The organism is Bradyrhizobium canariense, assembly GCF_019402665.1.
GTDB lineage: Bacteria > Pseudomonadota > Alphaproteobacteria > Rhizobiales > Xanthobacteraceae > Bradyrhizobium > Bradyrhizobium canariense.
In genome coordinates this window covers 55,673-71,267 of the sequence record NZ_VSST01000007.1, presented here as the reverse complement: position 1 = coordinate 71,267, position 15,595 = coordinate 55,673, and the positions used below count along the sequence as shown (strand labels likewise).

Genomic DNA, 15,595 nt, shown 5'->3' with positions numbered 1-15,595 from the left:
TGGCCGCGCGGCCGTGCATCCTTCGAGGCTCGCTGCGCGAGCGCCTCCAGCTTCGCCATTGCGCGGGGATGACCGGACTGGCAGGGCGCCCTACGGCGCCAGATACCGCAGCAGCTCCGGATTGCCTCTCACCTCGCCTGCCTCGCCTTGCAGCGCGACTCGTCCGCGGTCGAGCACGTAGGCGTAGTCCGCGACGCGAAGCGCGAGGTCGAGGTGCTGCTCGACGATGATCACGGCGATGGTTTTCGCGAGCTCGATCAGGCGCTCGGTGATCTCCTCGATCACGCCGATCCAGACGCCTTCGGTCGGCTCGTCGAGCAGCAACAGCTTGGGATCGCCCAGCATCGCGCGGCCGATGGCGAGCATCTTGCGCTCGCCGCCGGACAGCGTGCCGGCGGGCTGGTCGAGGCGCTGGCCGAGTTTTGGGAAGATGGTCAGCACGTGGTCGACCGCGTCCGCCTTCCTGCTCGCGAGCGAGCCGACCGCGAGATTGTCGCGCACCGACAGACGCGCGAACACCGAATGCTCCTGCGGCACGTAGCCGATGCCGGCGCGCACGCGCTCCTGGGTCGCGCGGCGGCTGATGTCGCGGCCATCGAAGGCGACCTCGCCCTTCCACGCCGGCAACTCGCCGACGATGGTCTTCATCAACGTGGTCTTGCCGGCGCCGTTGCGGCCGAGCACGGCGACACCGCCGCGCCAGGGAATGCCGAGGTTGACGTCGAACAGGACCTGGCTGCGGCCATAGCCGGCGTCGAGATGCTTGATGTCCAAAAATTCAGGCACGGCGCAAATAGATCTCCTGGACGGCCTTGTTGGCCTGGATCTCCGACACCGTGCCGGACGCCAGCACCTTGCCCTGGTCGAGCACGGTGAGACGATCGCAGATGTCGCGGATGAAATCGAGGTCGTGCTCGACGATGACAAGCGAGCAATGCTTTTTGATCGGCTGCAGCAATTCGCCGGTAACGCGGCGCTCCTCCAGGCTCATGCCGCCGGTCGGCTCGTCCAGCAGCAGGAGTTTCGGCTTGCCGGCCAGCGCCATCGCGATCTCCAGCCATTGCTGCTGACCGTGCGACAGCGCTGCGGCCGCATCGAAAGCTCGGTCGGCGAGGCGGAACTGCGTCAGCATGGTCATGACCTGATCGTGCAGGAGCCCGCGCGTGCGCGAGAACACGAGATCGAACAGCGAAGATTGCGCCTGCAGCGCGAGCAGGATGTTGTCGTAGAGCGTCAGCGTCGGCAGCACGGATGTGATCTGGAATTTCAGGCTCATGCCGGCGCGGGCACGCTCGGTCGGCGTGAACGCGGTGATGTCGGTGTTGATGAAACTCACCTTGCCCTGCGTCGGCACCTCGGCGCCAGCGATGCACTTCATCAGCGTGCTCTTGCCGGAGCCGTTCGGTCCGATCAGGCCGTGAAACTCGTTCTCGCCGACAGTGAGCGCGGCGCCGTCGAGCGCGGTGAGCTTCCCGAAAATCTTCTTGACGCCGGTGGCTTCAAGGAGCGGCATCGCGCTTCTCCTTCCCGGTTTTCCTGGACTTGCCACCAAAGCTGCCGACCCGCTCGCGCTCGCCGAGCACAAAACTGATCAGACCGAGCGGCCGGAACAGGATCACGAGCAACAGCAGCACGCCAAGGATGATCGGCCAGACCTCGCGGTAATTGTCCGAGAGCCAGAAGCTGACGCCCTCGACGATGACGGCGCCGATGACGGCGCCGATCAGCGTGCCGGAACCGCCGAACAGGACGTAGAGCACGACTTGCGTCGAGACCACGACGCCGACCATGTTGGGCCAGACGAAACCCTCGTGGAAGGCGTAAAGGCTGCCGGCAAGACCCGCCACCGCGCCGCCGATCGCAAAGATGATCGCCTTCAGGTGCTGCGTCTTGTAGCCGAAGAAGGCGATGCGCTGCTCGTTCTCGCGCAAGCCCGCGAGCGCCAACCCGAACTGCGAGCGCACCAGAAAACGGCAGAGGAGATAGACCACGACAAGAAGGCCAAGCACGAGATAGTAGAACGGCGGCCCTTCCGAGAATTCGTAACTGCCGAGCGTCATCGACGAAATCGACGGGATGCCGTTCTGGCCACCGAGATAGTACCAGCCGCGCGCCAGCCGATCGGCCGCGTAGGAGCCGGTCAGCGTGCCCAGCGAGACGAAGATCACGCTGGAGGGATGTCGTCCCAGCAGCAGGAAGCCGCCGAGCAACAGCGCGAACGTGAGCCCGATCAGCGTTCCCGCGGGCAGCACCAGGAAGATGTTGGTGATGTCGAGGTCGCGCGCGAGCAACGCCACGCCATAGCCGGCCGAGCCGAAGAACAGCGCCTGGCCAAAGCTCATGATGCCGGCATAGCCCCACACCAGGTCGAACGAGAGCGCGAACAGCGCGAGGATGATCACCCGCGTCGCGAACACCGTGAGGTAGTCCTGCAGCACCAGCGGCGCGACCAGCGCCGCAACGAGCACGACGCCCTCCACGATCGGCAGGACTTTTCGTCCTGCCGCGACCTGTTCCGCTACCGCGCGCTCAGCCATCGCATCGTCCGCTTCGTCGCCGGCGATGGCCTCTCTTACCACACTCATCGACTTCGGCATTCCGCCTCAGCATTCCTTGGGATCGACGAGCCCGTCGCTGCGTCCGACGATCTCGTAATTCCCGCCCTTGGCGACCGCGGTGTACATCTTCATCTTGCAATGCCGCTTGCCCGGTACCATCTCGGCCGGTCCGCCGGGGCCTTCGGCGATCTTGGCGTGGTCGAGCGTCGCGGCGACCGACTCGCGGTCGATCTTGCCGGCTTCCTTGACGGCGGCTTCCCACAGCTTCAGGCCGCGATAGGTGCCGGTGGCGGCGCTGCCGGCGGCGAACAGGAAGTTGCCCGGGAAATCCTTCTCGTAGGCCGCCTGGATTTTCGCGTCGAACGGGTTCTCCTTGGTCAGCACCTTGAAATAATCGAGGCAGCTGGCGAGACCCTCGATCTCGGCGGCCTGATTGATGTTGAGCGTGTTCTCGTCATAGTAGACGCAGGCCAGCCGTCCGCCATTCTTGAGGAAGCCGGCCTCATAGAGCTGCTTGAAGAACGGACCGACGCCGGGCGGGATGACGGTATTGAAGACGACGTCGACCTTGTTGGAGATGATGCGGTTGACGGTCGAGGAGAAGTCGACCTGGTCGAGCGGATAATATTCCTCGAACACGACCTCGCCGCCATTGGCCTCGATCACCTTGCGGGCGTAGACGTTGAGCGTGTGCGGCCAGACGTAGTTGGCGCTCGGCAGCGCGAACTTCTTGCCGCCGTTCTTGATCAGCCAGGGAATGAACTCGTCGCACTGCTGCGCGGGCGTCGGCCCGGTGCAGAACAGATAGGGCGTGCACTCCTTGCCTTCGTAGAGCTGCGGATAGATGTAGAGCGTCTTGCCGCGCGCGACGATCGGGTCCTTGATCGCATTGCGCATCGACGAGGTGATGCCGCCGAGCACCATATCGACCTTGTCGCGCTGGATCAGCTTGCGAACATTGCCGACCGCGACGGATTCGTTCGAGGCGGTGTCCTCGATATAGAGCTCGAGCGGACGGCCGAGCAGACCGCCACCGGCGTTGATCTCCTTGATCACCATCTTGGCGACGTTGGCGTCGGCATTGCCGGCGTAGGCGATCGGCCCGGTGAGGTCGGTGGCGATGCCGACTTTGATCGGGGCTTCGGCCGCATTGGCCCAGGGCGCGGGGATCACCCAACTGCCGACGCCGGTTGCGACCGCGCCGGAGGCAAAGGCGAAATTCGAGAGGAAGCGGCGGCGGGAGAGCTGAGTGCGATCGGACATGTGACTAAACCCCTTTTCCAGCGATGAGGCCCTGCGGCCGGAATTTGATGAAAACGATGGCGAGTACGAAGACGAGAACATCGGCCACGACGGGCGCCATTACCCAAGGGAGCGCGGCACTGAGCGTGCCGATGACGCCGGCGCCCGCGACCGGCCCGATGAAGGAGCCGACGCCGCCGACCATGACCGCGACAAAGCCCTGGATCAGGAAGCGCAGGCCGAGATCGGCGAACAGGCTGAACACCGGCACGATCAGAGCGCCGGCAAGGCCGGCAAGCGCCGCGCCGAAGGCGAAGGTGGCGCCGTAGATCAGCGGCGTGGAAATTCCGGAGGCGCGGGCCAGCGACGGATTTTCCAGCGTAGCGCGCACGCGCAGGCCGAAGCTGGTGCGCGCCAGCAACAGATAGCAGCCGCCCATCACCAGCGCCGTGATGACGATGATGGTGAAGCGCCAGGCCGAGATGTGCATGGCGCCGATGTCGATCGAGCCGCCGATCGGCTCCGGTACGGTGAGATAGAAGCCGCCGATCAGGCCGCGCACGGATTCGCGGATGATCAGGCCGAGCGCATAGGTCCCGAGCATCGCGACGATGGGGGCTGCGTAGAAGCGTCGGATGATCAGTGCCTCCAGCACGAAGCCGAGCGCGCCGACGACGAAGGGCGCGGCGACCATGCCGGCCCAGATCGGCAGGCCCTTGGCGTAGGCGAGATAAGTGATGTAGGCCCCGAGCAGGACGAACTCGCCCTGCGCGAAGTTGAAGATGCCCATCATGCTGGCGATGATCCCGAGCCCCAGCACGATCAGGACGATGATCGCGCCAAAGCTCAGGATCTCGAAAGCCGCGACGAACGCGTTAGCCATGCGCCAGAGCCTTTCCCGTTCCGACGGGATCGGAACGGGGCTCCGGCTTGTTGTCTTGACGCGTCCGAAAACGCTTCCCTGTTCCGTTGGCCCGCATCAATGCCTCGCTCACATCTTCTTCCAGTCGCCGATCTGCTCGAAGGCGTGGGCGGCCCGGTAGATGGTGGATTCCTCGAACATGCGGCCGACCAGCATCAGGCCGACGGGCAGGCCATCGACCATGCCGCAGGGCAGCGACATCGCCGGATGATGAGTGATGTCGAACGGCGCGGTGTTGGAGATCATCTCCAGCGCACGCGCGACATAGTCCTCACGGCTGGCCGTGGCTTCCGGCAGCTTCGTCGCCTTCATGGGCGTGGTCGGCAGCAGCAGCAAATCGTAGTCTTTGAAGGCCTTGTCGTAGGCCGCGGTCAGGCGTCGGGAGATGTTGAGCGCCTTGCCGTAATAGCGCGGACCGAAAGTGTTGTTGATGTAGGTGCCGAGCAGCAGGAACAGCTTTGTGGTCTCGGACAGGGAATCCGCCTGCCGGCGCCAGCCGCGATGGAAGTCCATCAACGTGGTCGAATAGAGGTCGGAGCGGGACAGACCATAGCCGTCGCCATACATCATGGTCTGGGTCATGCCCTCGGTGCCGATCGGCGTCCAGATCGCGGGGCCCATGAGATGCATCGGAATCGAAACGGTCTCGACCGTGGCGCCGAGATCCCTAAAACGCTTTGCCGCCTCCCGCACGCTCTCGTTCACGGCGGCTTCGGCATTCGCCTGCTCAAAGCCTTCCTTGAGGATCCCGATCTTCATGCCCTTGACGCCCTGGCCGAGCGCCTTGGTGTACTCCTCGACCTTGGGCGCCTTGATGCGGGGATCGTAGCCGTCGTCGCCGGCCAGCACTTCGAGCAGCAGCGCGTTGTCGGCGACGGTCGCCGTCATCGGGCCGGTGTGATCGACGAACACCTCGATCGGCATGATGCCGGTGTAGGGCACGAGGCCCCAGGTCGGCTTCATGCCATAAGTGCCGCAGAAGGAGGACGGCATGCGGATCGAACCACCCTGGTCGCCGCCGATCGCCATGTCGACCTCGCCGAGCGCGACGACGACGCCGCTGCCGGACGACGAGCCGCCGGCCGAATAGCCCATCTTGTGCGGATTGTGGACGGCGCCGACCGCATTGGTGTGGCTGCCGCCGGACATGCAGAAGGATTCGCAATGGACTTTTCCGGCGATCTCGGCGCCGGCATCGAGCATGCGGGTGACGATGGTGGCGTCGAAATCCGGGACGTAGCCTTCGAGCGTCGCCGAGCCGTTCATCATGGGAACGCCGGCGAGCATGATGTTGTCCTTGAGAGCAACCGTCTTGCCCTTGAGCTTGCCGCTCGCCGCACCCTTCACCGTCGACTTGCGATACCAGGCGTTGCGCAGGTTTTCTTCCGGCGAGGGCCGATAGCCCGGGGTGCGCGGATATTTGACCTCCGGCACCTCGTCCGGCATGGCGCCGACGAGATTGTAGGCCTCGATCGAGCCCTGCATCAGGCCGCGGAACGAGGCGACATCGTCGTCGGTCAGCGAAAGGCCGCACTGGTCGGCGACACTGCGCAATTGGGCTGGCGTGGGAAGGACAACTGTCACGGCGCTCTCCTCAAGGCTTCTTGATCCCTGGAATTGGAATCCCTGGCATTGGAGCCTCATGGGCGCGCGTGCACCGCGCGGGCCCATCGGCTTCACCTCGATATTACAGACGGAAATATTTTCCTTTTCAAGTATTATTTTGGATTCGGGCGTTTGCGGATGGCCGCGCCGGCATCAGATCGGTTTGATCAGCTTGAAATCGAGGCCATCCGCCCCGGCGAGATACATTTGCATCCGGGTATGACCGTTCCTGACGGTGACGGGGCCGCGCGCGCCGCCATAGACGATGTTGCGGCCGGCCGCGAGCATGGGCGCCATCGCCAACGTGCCCGCCTTGTTTGCTACGGCCTCAAGGAAGCGCAGTCCCTCATAGCTGGATTGACCGAGCGACCCGATCGGGGGGCCGTTCGGTCCGAACATCGCGCGATAGCGGCTCTGGAAGTCGTCATTGGCCCGCGATCCGATGCCGGGGAAATAGCCGGAGGCGCAGAACAGATTCTCGCTGTTGTCGGCGCCGATTCCGAGCAGCACGGTCTCGTCCATCGCCCCGGCCAGCCGCAGCGTCGTGGCGCCGAGACCGCATTCGCCGAACGCGCGATTGAACGTGATGCTGTCGGTGCCGATCAACGAGATCAGGACGACATCCGGCCTCGCGGCACGGATGCGCTCCAGATGCGGCTCATGGTTGTCTTCGCCGAGGGGAACGAACTCTTCGCCGACGACATGGCCGCCGGCCTCCTTGATGTAGCGCTTCACCGCGCGGTGCGACTGCCAGGGCCAGACATAGTCGCTGCCGATCAGGTACCAGCGCGCCGCCTTTTTGACGTCGGCAAGCCAGTGGATCGACGGACGGCTCTGCCAGCGCGGCGTCTCGCCGATCGCCATGACACCCGGCGTCTGCTCGCCGCCTTCGTAAACGGGTGTGTAGATGTAGGGGATGCGGTGGCGGGTGGTGACCTTGCGCAGCGCCACACGCACCGCGCTGGTATGTAAGCCGACGATGAGATCGATCTCATCGGACGCGATCGCCTGCTCCGCGCGGCTCAGAATCTCGTCGAGCGGGCCGCCGGCGTCGTAGATCGAAAGCTCGATTTCGCGCCCGAGAATGCCGCCGCGCTTGTTGATCTCGGCGACGGCGAGCTGCGCACTGCTTGTCGCGCACGGACCCCAAACGCCGGGCGAGCCGGTGCAGCAGATGAAGCCGCCGACGCGGAGCTTGTTGTGTGCGCCGCGGCGCTTCATGAAATGCGCGTCAACCGGCGACAGGTCGAAATCCGCTGCCGCGGGCGACAGATTCCTGAACAGCAAGGACGGCGGTAACGCCGGACCGCCGTGAGCCGGGAAGTTTACCGTCGCGCGCACGCCAACTCCTGTCTGATACCAGACTTGAAAGCTCATTCAGCAGGCGGCCGCGGCACCCGCCCTATTGTTGGGCAATATCCTATTTTGAAAATATTGAATATTCAAGAATTGAAGTGCATATAGATGCAGCATCGATTGCAAGACATTCACTCATTTGGGTCAAGACAAAGTCTTAGCCGTGGCAAAACCAAACACCCCGATCACCGAACACCTCGCCTACCTGCTCGCGCAAGCCAACCGGGAGATCAACCGGCAGCTCGAACTGCGGTTGAGCAAGGAAGGCGTGCCCGTCGAGCAGTGGCGCATCCTGAAAGTGCTGTCGGATGGCAACGGCCATTCGATGGGCGAACTCGCGGATGCCGTGCTGCTCAACCATCCGACGCTGACCAAGATGATCGACCGCATGGTCTCGGACACGCTGGTCTACCGCGTGCAGGACCCGAACGATCGCCGCAAGGTCCTGATGTTCATCTCCGATCGCGGCAAGGTGCTGAGCAAGAAGCTCAACTCGCTCGCGGTCGACCAGGAAGAGCACATCCTGGAGAGCTACGGCGACAAATCGACGAGCGAATTGAAGCGGCTGCTGGAGAGCTTGATCGATAGTTCGAATTGAGAATTCGTCGTCCTGGCTTTCGCCAGGACGACGATGGAGATGGAGCTGCGCGCCACATACTCGCTGTCATCGCCCGATTTAATCGGGCGATCCAGTATTCCAGAGACGCATGTGATTTGGACCGAGAAGCCGCGGCGTACTGGGTCGCCCGGTTAAACCGGGCGACGACTGGAGTGTGAGGCGCCGACGTCGGCGCTTGACATTCAAGCCTTACGCATACCGCCCGTGGCAGTGCTTGTACTTCTTGCCTGAACCGCACGGACAATCCTCGTTGCGGCCGATCTTGCCCCAGCTTGCCGGGTTCTTGGGATCGCGCAACGCGGCGTCGGTGGCCTGCGCTCCGAGCGTGACGCTGGCGAGCGCCATTTCGTCCTCGCCGGTGTTCGGGTCGAATTTGTGCGCTTCCATCTGAGGCAGCACCGGGGCTTCCTGCTCCGGCGGCACGATCTCGACCCGCATCAGCTGCGCCGTGACGGCCTCGCGCAGATGCGCGCTCATCTCCTGGAAAAGGTTGAACGCCTCGGTCTTGTACTCCTGCAGCGGATCGCGCTGGCCGTAGCCGCGCAGGCCGATGACCTGGCGCAGATGGTCGAGCATGATCAGGTGCTCGCGCCAGAGATGGTCGAGCGTCTGCAGCAGAATGGTCTTCTCGACGTAACGCATCACGTCGGGACCCCATTGCCCGACCTTGGCGGCCATGTGCTCGTCGGCGCGGGTCTCGATGCGCGTGAGCAGCTCCTCGTCGGCGATGCCCTCTTCCTTGGCCCAGTCCTCGACCGGCAGGTCGAGATCGAGCACGCGCTTGAGCTCTTCCTTCAGGCCCGCGACGTCCCACTGCTCGGCATAGGCGTGCTCGGGCACGTGCTTGGCGACGAGGTCGTCGATGAAGGCGTGGCGCATGTCGGCGACGGTCTCGGCGACGCTGTCGTCCTTCATCAGGTCGACGCGCTGGTCGAAGATCACCTTGCGCTGGTCGTTCTGGACGTTGTCGAACTTGAGCAAATTCTTGCGGATGTCGAAGTTGCGCGCCTCGACCTTCTGCTGCGCCTTCTCGAGCGCCTTGTTGATCCAGGGATGGATGATGGCCTCGCCCTCCTGCAGGCCGAGACGCTGCAGCATGCTGTCGAGGCGATCCGAGCCGAAGATGCGCATCAAATCGTCTTCCAGCGACAGGAAGAATTTCGAGCGGCCCGGGTCGCCCTGACGGCCGGAACGACCGCGGAGCTGGTTGTCGATGCGGCGGGATTCGTGGCGTTCGGAGCCCATGATGTAGAGGCCGCCGGGCTTCTTCACGGTCTTGGCGGGCTTCGAACCCTTCGCCGGCTCGATCTCGACCTCTTCTTCGGCCTTCAGCACGATGTCGCGGAAGTGCTCGATGTCGGCCTTGATCTGCTCGATCTTCAAGGCCTTCTCGGCCTCGTCCTCGATCGAAGCGGCCTCCTGCTGGATGCGCATTTCCAGCGAGCCGCCGAGCTTGATGTCGGTGCCGCGGCCGGCCATGTTGGTCGCGATCGTGATCGCGCCGGGGACGCCGGCTTCCGCGACGATGTAGGCTTCCTGCTCGTGGAAGCGCGCGTTCAGCACCGCGAACAGCTTTGCCGGCTTGCCGGCGCGGGCCGCGGCGTACAGCTTCTGCATCGAATTTTCGCTGCCGAAATCGATCTGCCGATAGCCGTGCTTCTTGAGATATTCGGCGATCACTTCCGATTTTTCGATCGAGGCGGTGCCGACCAGCACCGGCTGCAGCCGCGCGTTGGCGCGCTCGATCTCGGCCAGGATCGCGGCGTATTTCTCGTTCTGGGTGCGATAGACCTCGTCGTCCTCGTCGAGACGGGCGACCGGCAAATTGGTCGGGATTTCCACGACCTCGAGCTTGTAGATGTCGAACAATTCGTCGGCTTCGGTCAGCGCCGTGCCGGTCATGCCGGCGAGCTTTTCGTACATCCGGAAATAGTTCTGGAAGGTGATCGAGGCCAGCGTCTGGTTCTCGGGCTGAACCTGCACGTGCTCCTTGGCTTCCAGCGCCTGATGCAGGCCTTCCGAATAGCGGCGGCCCTGCATCATGCGACCGGTGAACTCGTCGATGATGACGACCTCGTCGTCGCGGACGATGTAGTCCTTGTCGCGCGTGAACAGCGTGTGGGCGCGCAGCGCCTGGTTGATGTGGTGCACGACGGAGACGTTCTCGACGTCGTAGAGCGACTCGCCCTTGAGCTGGCCGGCATCGCGCAGCAGCGTCTCGATCTTCTCCATGCCGGCTTCGGTCAACGTCACCGTGCGCTGCTTCTCGTCGACGTCGTAGTCGGACTTGTCGAGCTTGGGCAGGAAGCCGTCGATGGTGTTGTAGAAATCGGAGCGGTCGTCGAGCGGGCCGGAGATGATCAGCGGCGTACGCGCTTCGTCGATCAGGATGGAATCGACTTCGTCGACGATGGCGTAGAAGTGCGGCCGCTGGACCATGTCCTCGAGCCGGTACTTCATGTTGTCGCGCAGATAGTCGAAGCCGTATTCGTTGTTGGTGCCGTAGGTGATGTCGCAGGCATAGGCCGTCTTGCGCTCGGAATCGTCGAGGCCGTGCACGATCACGCCGGTGGTCAGGCCGAGGAAGCCGTAGATCTGGCCCATCCAGGCGGAGTCGCGGCGGGCGAGGTAGTCGTTGACGGTGACGACGTGGACGCCCTTGCCGGCGAGCGCGTTGAGGTAGACCGCGAGCGTTGCGACCAGGGTCTTGCCTTCGCCGGTCTTCATCTCGGCAATGTCGCCCTCGTGCAGCACCATGCCGCCGATCAGCTGGACATCGAAATGGCGCTGGCCGAGCGTGCGCTTGGCGGCTTCGCGGACCGTGGCGAAAGCGGGGACCAGAAGGTCGTCCAGGGTCTTGCCCTCGGCGAGCTGCTGCCTGAATTCGACGGTGCGGGCCTTGAGGGCTTCGTCGGAGAGTTTCGAGACCTCGGGCTCCAGCGCGTTGATCGCGTTGACGCGGGACTGATATCCCTTCACCCGCCGGTCGTTGGCGGAGCCGAAAAACTTGCGGGCGAGCGCGCCGATCATGCTTAGTTCCTGTGTTCGCGATTCAACCGCGTTCGCGTTGCAGCCAAGAGGTTGTCACCCGCCTGCCTATCAACTCACCGTGACGCCTGCTGGGCGCCGGAGCCCGGACTGCGGGGGGTCCATCCGCCATATGGGTGGGAGTTGGGCAAGTCTGGGTTCAACGGCCAAAAACGCAGCAAAATAAACGCCATCGCATGGACGCGACCGGGCAGAGATATGGCCCGGTCAGGGCCTTGTCAACGGCGGGTGCATTGCGGCTAATTCATCATTTTGACAGACTTTTCGCGTTGCCAAGGCCCCCTGAATTGGGCGAGTGTCCGCCCCGCTCGAGCAGCCCCCTGCTTCAACAAAAGGATTTTCCATGACCACCTCGTTCCCGGTAACCAAAACCGGCCTGCGCTTCGGCCTCGCCACCGCCCTCGTGGGCTGCCTTGCGCTGGCGCTGATCGCAGGTCCCGGCCGGGCTGCCGACGATCCGGTGCTGGCGAAGGTCAATGGCGCGGAAATCAAGAAGAGCGACGTCGCCATGGCCGAAGAGGAACTCGGGCCGAGCCTTGCCCAGATGGACCCGGCGACCAAGGACGAGAACGTCCTGTCCTTCCTGATCGACATGAAGATCGTCGGCAAGGCCGCCGAAGACAAGAAGCTCGCAGACGGCGAGGAGTTCAAGAAGCGGCTCGCGTTCGCCCGCAACCGCCTGCTGATGGACAGTCTGCTCGCCGGCGAGGGCAAGGCCGCCACCACCCCGGATGCCATGAAGAAGGTCTATGAGGAGGCCTCCAAGCAGATCACCGGCGAGCAGGAAGTGCACGCCCGCCACATCCTGGTCGAGACCGAGGACGAGGCCAAGGCGGTCAAGGCCGAGCTCGACAAGGGCGCGGATTTCGCCGAGCTCGCCAAGAAGAAGTCCAAGGATCCGGGCTCGGCCGACGGCGGCGACCTCGGCTTCTTCACCAAGGAGCAGATGGTGCCGGAATTCTCGGCGGTCGCCTTCGCGCTCGAGCCGGGCAAGATCTCCGACCCCGTGAAATCGCAGTTCGGCTGGCACGTCATCAAGGTCGAGGAAAAGCGCAGCCGCAAGGCGCCTGATTTCGAGCAGGTCAAGGCGCAGATCGAGCAGTATGTCACCCGCAAGGCCCAGGCCGACTACGTCGCCAAGCTGCGCGCGGAAGCCAAGGTCGAGCGGCTGGACCAGCCGGCGGATGCGGCCAAGGACGCCAAGCCGGCTGATGCCAAGCCTTCGGATGCGAAGCCGTCCGACAGCAAGATGGCGCCGCCTGCGAAGAAGTAAGAATTCGCTGTCACTTCGGTGACGTGAAGAGTATCTAACCCTCCGTGATGCCCGGCCCCCGCGCCGGGCATCTGCATATCCAGATCCCATCAAGGCGCCCGCGATGTCCTCCTCCGTCTCTCCCCTCGCCCCGAAACACGTTCCCGACATGCCCGTGATCGCGGGGGTCCGTCTCGCGACGGCCGAGGCCGGCATCCGCTACAAGAACCGCACCGACGTGCTGCTCGCGGTGATGGACAAGGGCACCGCGGTCGCAGGCGTCTTCACCAAGTCGAAATGCCCCTCCGCACCGGTGGAATGGTGCCGCGCCAAGCTGAAGGGCGGCAAGGCGCGCGCGCTGGTGGTCAATTCCGGCAACGCCAATGCCTTTACCGGCAAGACCGGTCGCAGCTCCACGGCACTGACCGCGAAGATCGCGGCCAAGGCCGTCGGATGCACCGAGGGCGAGATCTTCCTGGCCTCGACCGGCGTGATCGGCGAGCCGCTGGATGCGACCAAGTTCGACGGCGTGCTCGGGCGGCTCGCGGAAACCGCCGAGGCCGGCGATTATCTCGCCGCCGCCAAGGCGATCATGACCACCGACACCTTCCCGAAGGTCGCGACCGCGACCGTGAAGCTCGGCAAGGCCAAGGTCACCATCAACGGCATGGCCAAAGGTGCCGGCATGATCGCCCCCGATATGGCGACGATGCTGTCCTTCATCTTCACCGACGCACCGATCGCGCCGGCCGCGCTGCAGGCGCTGCTCAAGAGCGGCGTCGAGGACACGTTCAACGCGGTGACGATCGACGGCGACACCTCGACCTCGGATACGCTGCTGGCGTTTGCCACCGGTGCTGCCGCAGAACACGGCGCGCCGAAGATCAGCCGCGCCAGCGACCCCCGCCTGAAAGCCTTCGTCAAGGCCTTCAACCAGGTGCTCGCCAATCTTTCCGAGCAGGTGGCCCGCGACGGCGAAGGCGCCCGCAAGCTGGTCGAGATCACCGTCGAGGGCGCCAAGACCAAGGCCTCGGCGCGCAAGATCGCGATGTCGATCGCGAACTCGCCGCTGGTGAAGACCGCAATCGCCGGCGAGGACGCCAATTGGGGCCGCGTGGTGATGGCGGTCGGCAAGGCCGGCGAGCCGGCCGACCGCGACAAGCTCTCGATCTCCTTCAACGGCATCCGCGTCGCCAAGAGCGGCGCGCGCGATCCGTCCTATGACGAGGCGCAGGTGTCGGAAGCGATGAAAGCGCCGGAGATCGCGATCAAGGTCTCGCTCGGCCTCGGCAAGGGCCGCGACCGCGTGCTGACCTGCGACCTCACCAAGGAGTATGTCGCGATCAACGGGGATTACAGGTCGTAAGCGTCCCGACCGGCGGCTATTTCGTGATGTGCGCAGTGATCAGCGCCTGATTGAACATGGCGTTCAGGGCGGCCGTGATGTCCGCCGGGGTATTCGCCGTATAGAAGTAGCCCGGCGTCGCGCAGCCCTGCAGGCTCGCCGGAATGAGCGGTATGTTCCAATTGGCGTAATCGTCCTCGTCATTGGCAAAAGACGCGTTCACCGGATCGATCACCTGGTAAGGAATGTAGAGCACCGAGATGATGATACCCTTGTCCTTCAAGGGTTTGCAGACGGTCGCCGGATTGATGACCGTGGCATGGTTACTGCCCGACCAGCCTCCATTCGGAACGCCTTTGACTTGCGGATCTTGTGCGCCGTCGGTGACGAGGAATACATAGGGTCGCGCGTTGCTCGAGGCGCTGCCGTCGCCGGCGCTGACGATCAAGCTGTTGAGCGAACTCAACGCGTTGTCGATATGGGTGCCGCCCGATCCGAGAGCCGTATTCATGTTGGTGTCGAGCAACGAAGCGAGGTTGGCGGCTGCGTAGTTGATTGTCGACGGATTCGTCGAAGAACCGTTGATGCTGGACGTCAGCGGAAAATAGTTCTTATCGAGGTACTGAATGAACGGATAGATACCAATCCGGAATTGATTAGCGACCTTCATGCTGCTGTTGGCGGTGATAAACAGCTGGTTCACGGCGTAGCCGACCGCATCCAGCCGGAGCTGAATGCAGTTATCGGTTCCGGCGGTGGGGCAGTTCGCAACGGTCGGAAGGGTCGAATACAGTGAGCCCGGTAGACCGGACACGACTGAAGACGACAGCTTCTTGCCCTTTGGATACGTTGAATTCACAGTCGTCGTCGAAAGCAGACCGGCATAGCCGCTTTGACTGACGCGCGAGATCGCATAGCCCAGACAGTAATTGTTGGTAGGATATCCCTGCGTTCCGCTATCGGTGCACGCACTGTTCTGGGGCGCGAAATGGCAGGCCAAGGTGCAGCCTGTGGGGTATTGCCTGAAGTTGTCCGGGTTGATCGATTGCATTCGGACGGCCTCGGCCGAGGTCGACGGCAGGCCCATGGATCCGGAGACGTCGAGCGTGAGATAGAAATCGAGATAGGGCGGCAGCGACGCGGAGGCATTCGAGGTGCCGGAGACGCTGAGCTTTTGGTAGCCGAGAATCTTCAGGAAGGTGACGGGGACGTCGGCACTGAACTGGACGCTGGCGGCCACGGCGATCCCAGTCTTCGTCACCGTGCTGTTGCGAGACAAGTTGGGCGGTGCCGTGACATTGCTCATGTTGGCGTCGAACACGTTATTGGCGTCGTTCACGCCCTCCGTGACGGAGCCATTGCCCGTCATGGCTGCGGCAGCGATAAAGCCGGGGGCCTTCTGTGAGACGGCGGCGACAGCGGCGCCATCGGCAGCAGCTTGCAGCTTTGCCTTCATCCTGGTCGCCATCGAATAGTCGACGGCGCAACCGATGAACGTGATCAGGGGGACGCAGCAGATTGCGAAGATCACCGCGACATTGCCGCGGCGATCGCGGAGAAACCGACGGAAGATGGGACGAAACTCAACGCGCATGGATCTGGCCCGGAATGGTTTCAGCGTTTCCACTCTAGGAACCGTGGATTAAAT

Annotated in this window: 12 protein-coding genes; 3 read left to right on the top strand and 9 right to left on the bottom strand. The window is 63.6% G+C overall.

Annotated features, from left to right (window positions below):
* Window positions 1-90: 90 nt before the first annotated feature.
* The 7 genes from FXB41_RS03370 to FXB41_RS03340 form a co-directional block, all read right to left on the bottom strand.
* Window positions 91-786 carry a branched-chain amino acid ABC transporter ATP-binding protein gene (locus FXB41_RS03370; protein ID WP_007599215.1) on the bottom strand — a complete coding sequence of 232 codons (696 nt, stop codon included), beginning with the start codon at window positions 784-786 and terminating at the stop codon, window positions 91-93.
* A complete protein-coding gene (locus tag FXB41_RS03365; protein ID WP_007599214.1) occupies window positions 779-1,513 on the bottom strand; it encodes an ABC transporter ATP-binding protein in 735 nt (244 codons plus the stop codon). Before FXB41_RS03365 ends, FXB41_RS03370 begins: the two co-directional genes overlap by 8 nt.
* Window positions 1,500-2,597, bottom strand: a complete 1,098-nt coding sequence (locus tag FXB41_RS03360) for a branched-chain amino acid ABC transporter permease (protein WP_007599212.1) — start codon at window positions 2,595-2,597, stop codon at window positions 1,500-1,502. Before FXB41_RS03360 ends, FXB41_RS03365 begins: the two co-directional genes overlap by 14 nt.
* A 6-nt stretch (window positions 2,598-2,603) precedes the next feature.
* A complete protein-coding gene (locus FXB41_RS03355; protein WP_007599205.1) occupies window positions 2,604-3,821 on the bottom strand; it encodes a substrate-binding protein in 1,218 nt (405 codons plus the stop codon).
* A 4-nt stretch (window positions 3,822-3,825) separates the two neighbouring features.
* Window positions 3,826-4,683 carry a branched-chain amino acid ABC transporter permease gene (locus tag FXB41_RS03350; RefSeq protein ID WP_063992465.1) on the bottom strand — a complete coding sequence of 286 codons (858 nt, stop codon included), beginning with the start codon at window positions 4,681-4,683 and terminating at the stop codon, window positions 3,826-3,828.
* 108 nt (window positions 4,684-4,791) lie between these two features.
* Entirely contained in the window at window positions 4,792-6,306 is a 1,515-nt protein-coding gene (locus tag FXB41_RS03345) for an amidase (RefSeq protein ID WP_219679452.1), read from the bottom strand.
* Between the two features lie 174 nt (window positions 6,307-6,480).
* Entirely contained in the window at window positions 6,481-7,668 is a 1,188-nt protein-coding gene (locus FXB41_RS03340; RefSeq protein WP_219679450.1) for a substrate-binding domain-containing protein, read from the bottom strand.
* Between the two features lie 178 nt (window positions 7,669-7,846).
* On the opposite strand from FXB41_RS03340, the gene FXB41_RS03335 reads away from it, so the two are divergent.
* Complete coding sequence (locus FXB41_RS03335) at window positions 7,847-8,281, top strand: MarR family winged helix-turn-helix transcriptional regulator (RefSeq protein ID WP_007599198.1); 435 nt, start codon at window positions 7,847-7,849, stop codon at window positions 8,279-8,281.
* Window positions 8,282-8,491: 210 nt separating this feature from the next.
* Here FXB41_RS03335 and secA read toward each other — a convergent pair whose 3' ends face one another.
* Window positions 8,492-11,332, bottom strand: a complete 2,841-nt coding sequence (gene secA / locus FXB41_RS03330; protein ID WP_007599197.1) for a preprotein translocase subunit SecA — start codon at window positions 11,330-11,332, stop codon at window positions 8,492-8,494.
* Between the two features lie 361 nt (window positions 11,333-11,693).
* Between secA and FXB41_RS03325 the strand changes: the two genes are divergently transcribed.
* Window positions 11,694-12,623, top strand: coding sequence for a peptidylprolyl isomerase (locus FXB41_RS03325; protein WP_219679449.1), 930 nt, complete (start codon window positions 11,694-11,696; stop codon window positions 12,621-12,623).
* A gap of 103 nt (window positions 12,624-12,726) precedes the next feature.
* Window positions 12,727-13,968 (top strand): bifunctional glutamate N-acetyltransferase/amino-acid acetyltransferase ArgJ, encoded by a 1,242-nt coding sequence (gene argJ / locus FXB41_RS03320; RefSeq protein WP_007599195.1) that lies wholly within the window; start codon window positions 12,727-12,729, stop codon window positions 13,966-13,968.
* A gap of 16 nt (window positions 13,969-13,984) precedes the next feature.
* On the opposite strand, the gene FXB41_RS03315 is transcribed toward argJ, so the two are convergent.
* Window positions 13,985-15,541 carry a TadE/TadG family type IV pilus assembly protein gene (locus FXB41_RS03315; protein WP_007599194.1) on the bottom strand — a complete coding sequence of 519 codons (1,557 nt, stop codon included), beginning with the start codon at window positions 15,539-15,541 and terminating at the stop codon, window positions 13,985-13,987.
* Window positions 15,542-15,595 lie beyond the last annotated feature (54 nt).

Bases quoted from the DNA above. Each gene is read 5' to 3' on its own strand.
- FXB41_RS03365 (WP_007599214.1), bottom strand. From the start codon at position 1,513: ATGCCGCTCCTTGAAGCCACCGGCGTCAAGAAGATTTTCGGGAAGCTC.
- FXB41_RS03360 (WP_007599212.1), bottom strand. From the start codon at position 2,597: ATGCCGAAGTCGATGAGTGTGGTAAGAGAGGCCATCGCCGGCGACGAA.
- FXB41_RS03355 (WP_007599205.1), bottom strand. From the start codon at position 3,821: ATGTCCGATCGCACTCAGCTCTCCCGCCGCCGCTTCCTCTCGAATTTC.
- FXB41_RS03350 (WP_063992465.1), bottom strand. From the start codon at position 4,683: ATGGCTAACGCGTTCGTCGCGGCTTTCGAGATCCTGAGCTTTGGCGCG.
- secA (WP_007599197.1), bottom strand. From the start codon at position 11,332: ATGATCGGCGCGCTCGCCCGCAAGTTTTTCGGCTCCGCCAACGACCGG.
- FXB41_RS03325 (WP_219679449.1), top strand. From the start codon at position 11,694: ATGACCACCTCGTTCCCGGTAACCAAAACCGGCCTGCGCTTCGGCCTC.
- argJ (WP_007599195.1), top strand. From the start codon at position 12,727: ATGTCCTCCTCCGTCTCTCCCCTCGCCCCGAAACACGTTCCCGACATG.
- FXB41_RS03315 (WP_007599194.1), bottom strand. From the start codon at position 15,541: ATGCGCGTTGAGTTTCGTCCCATCTTCCGTCGGTTTCTCCGCGATCGC.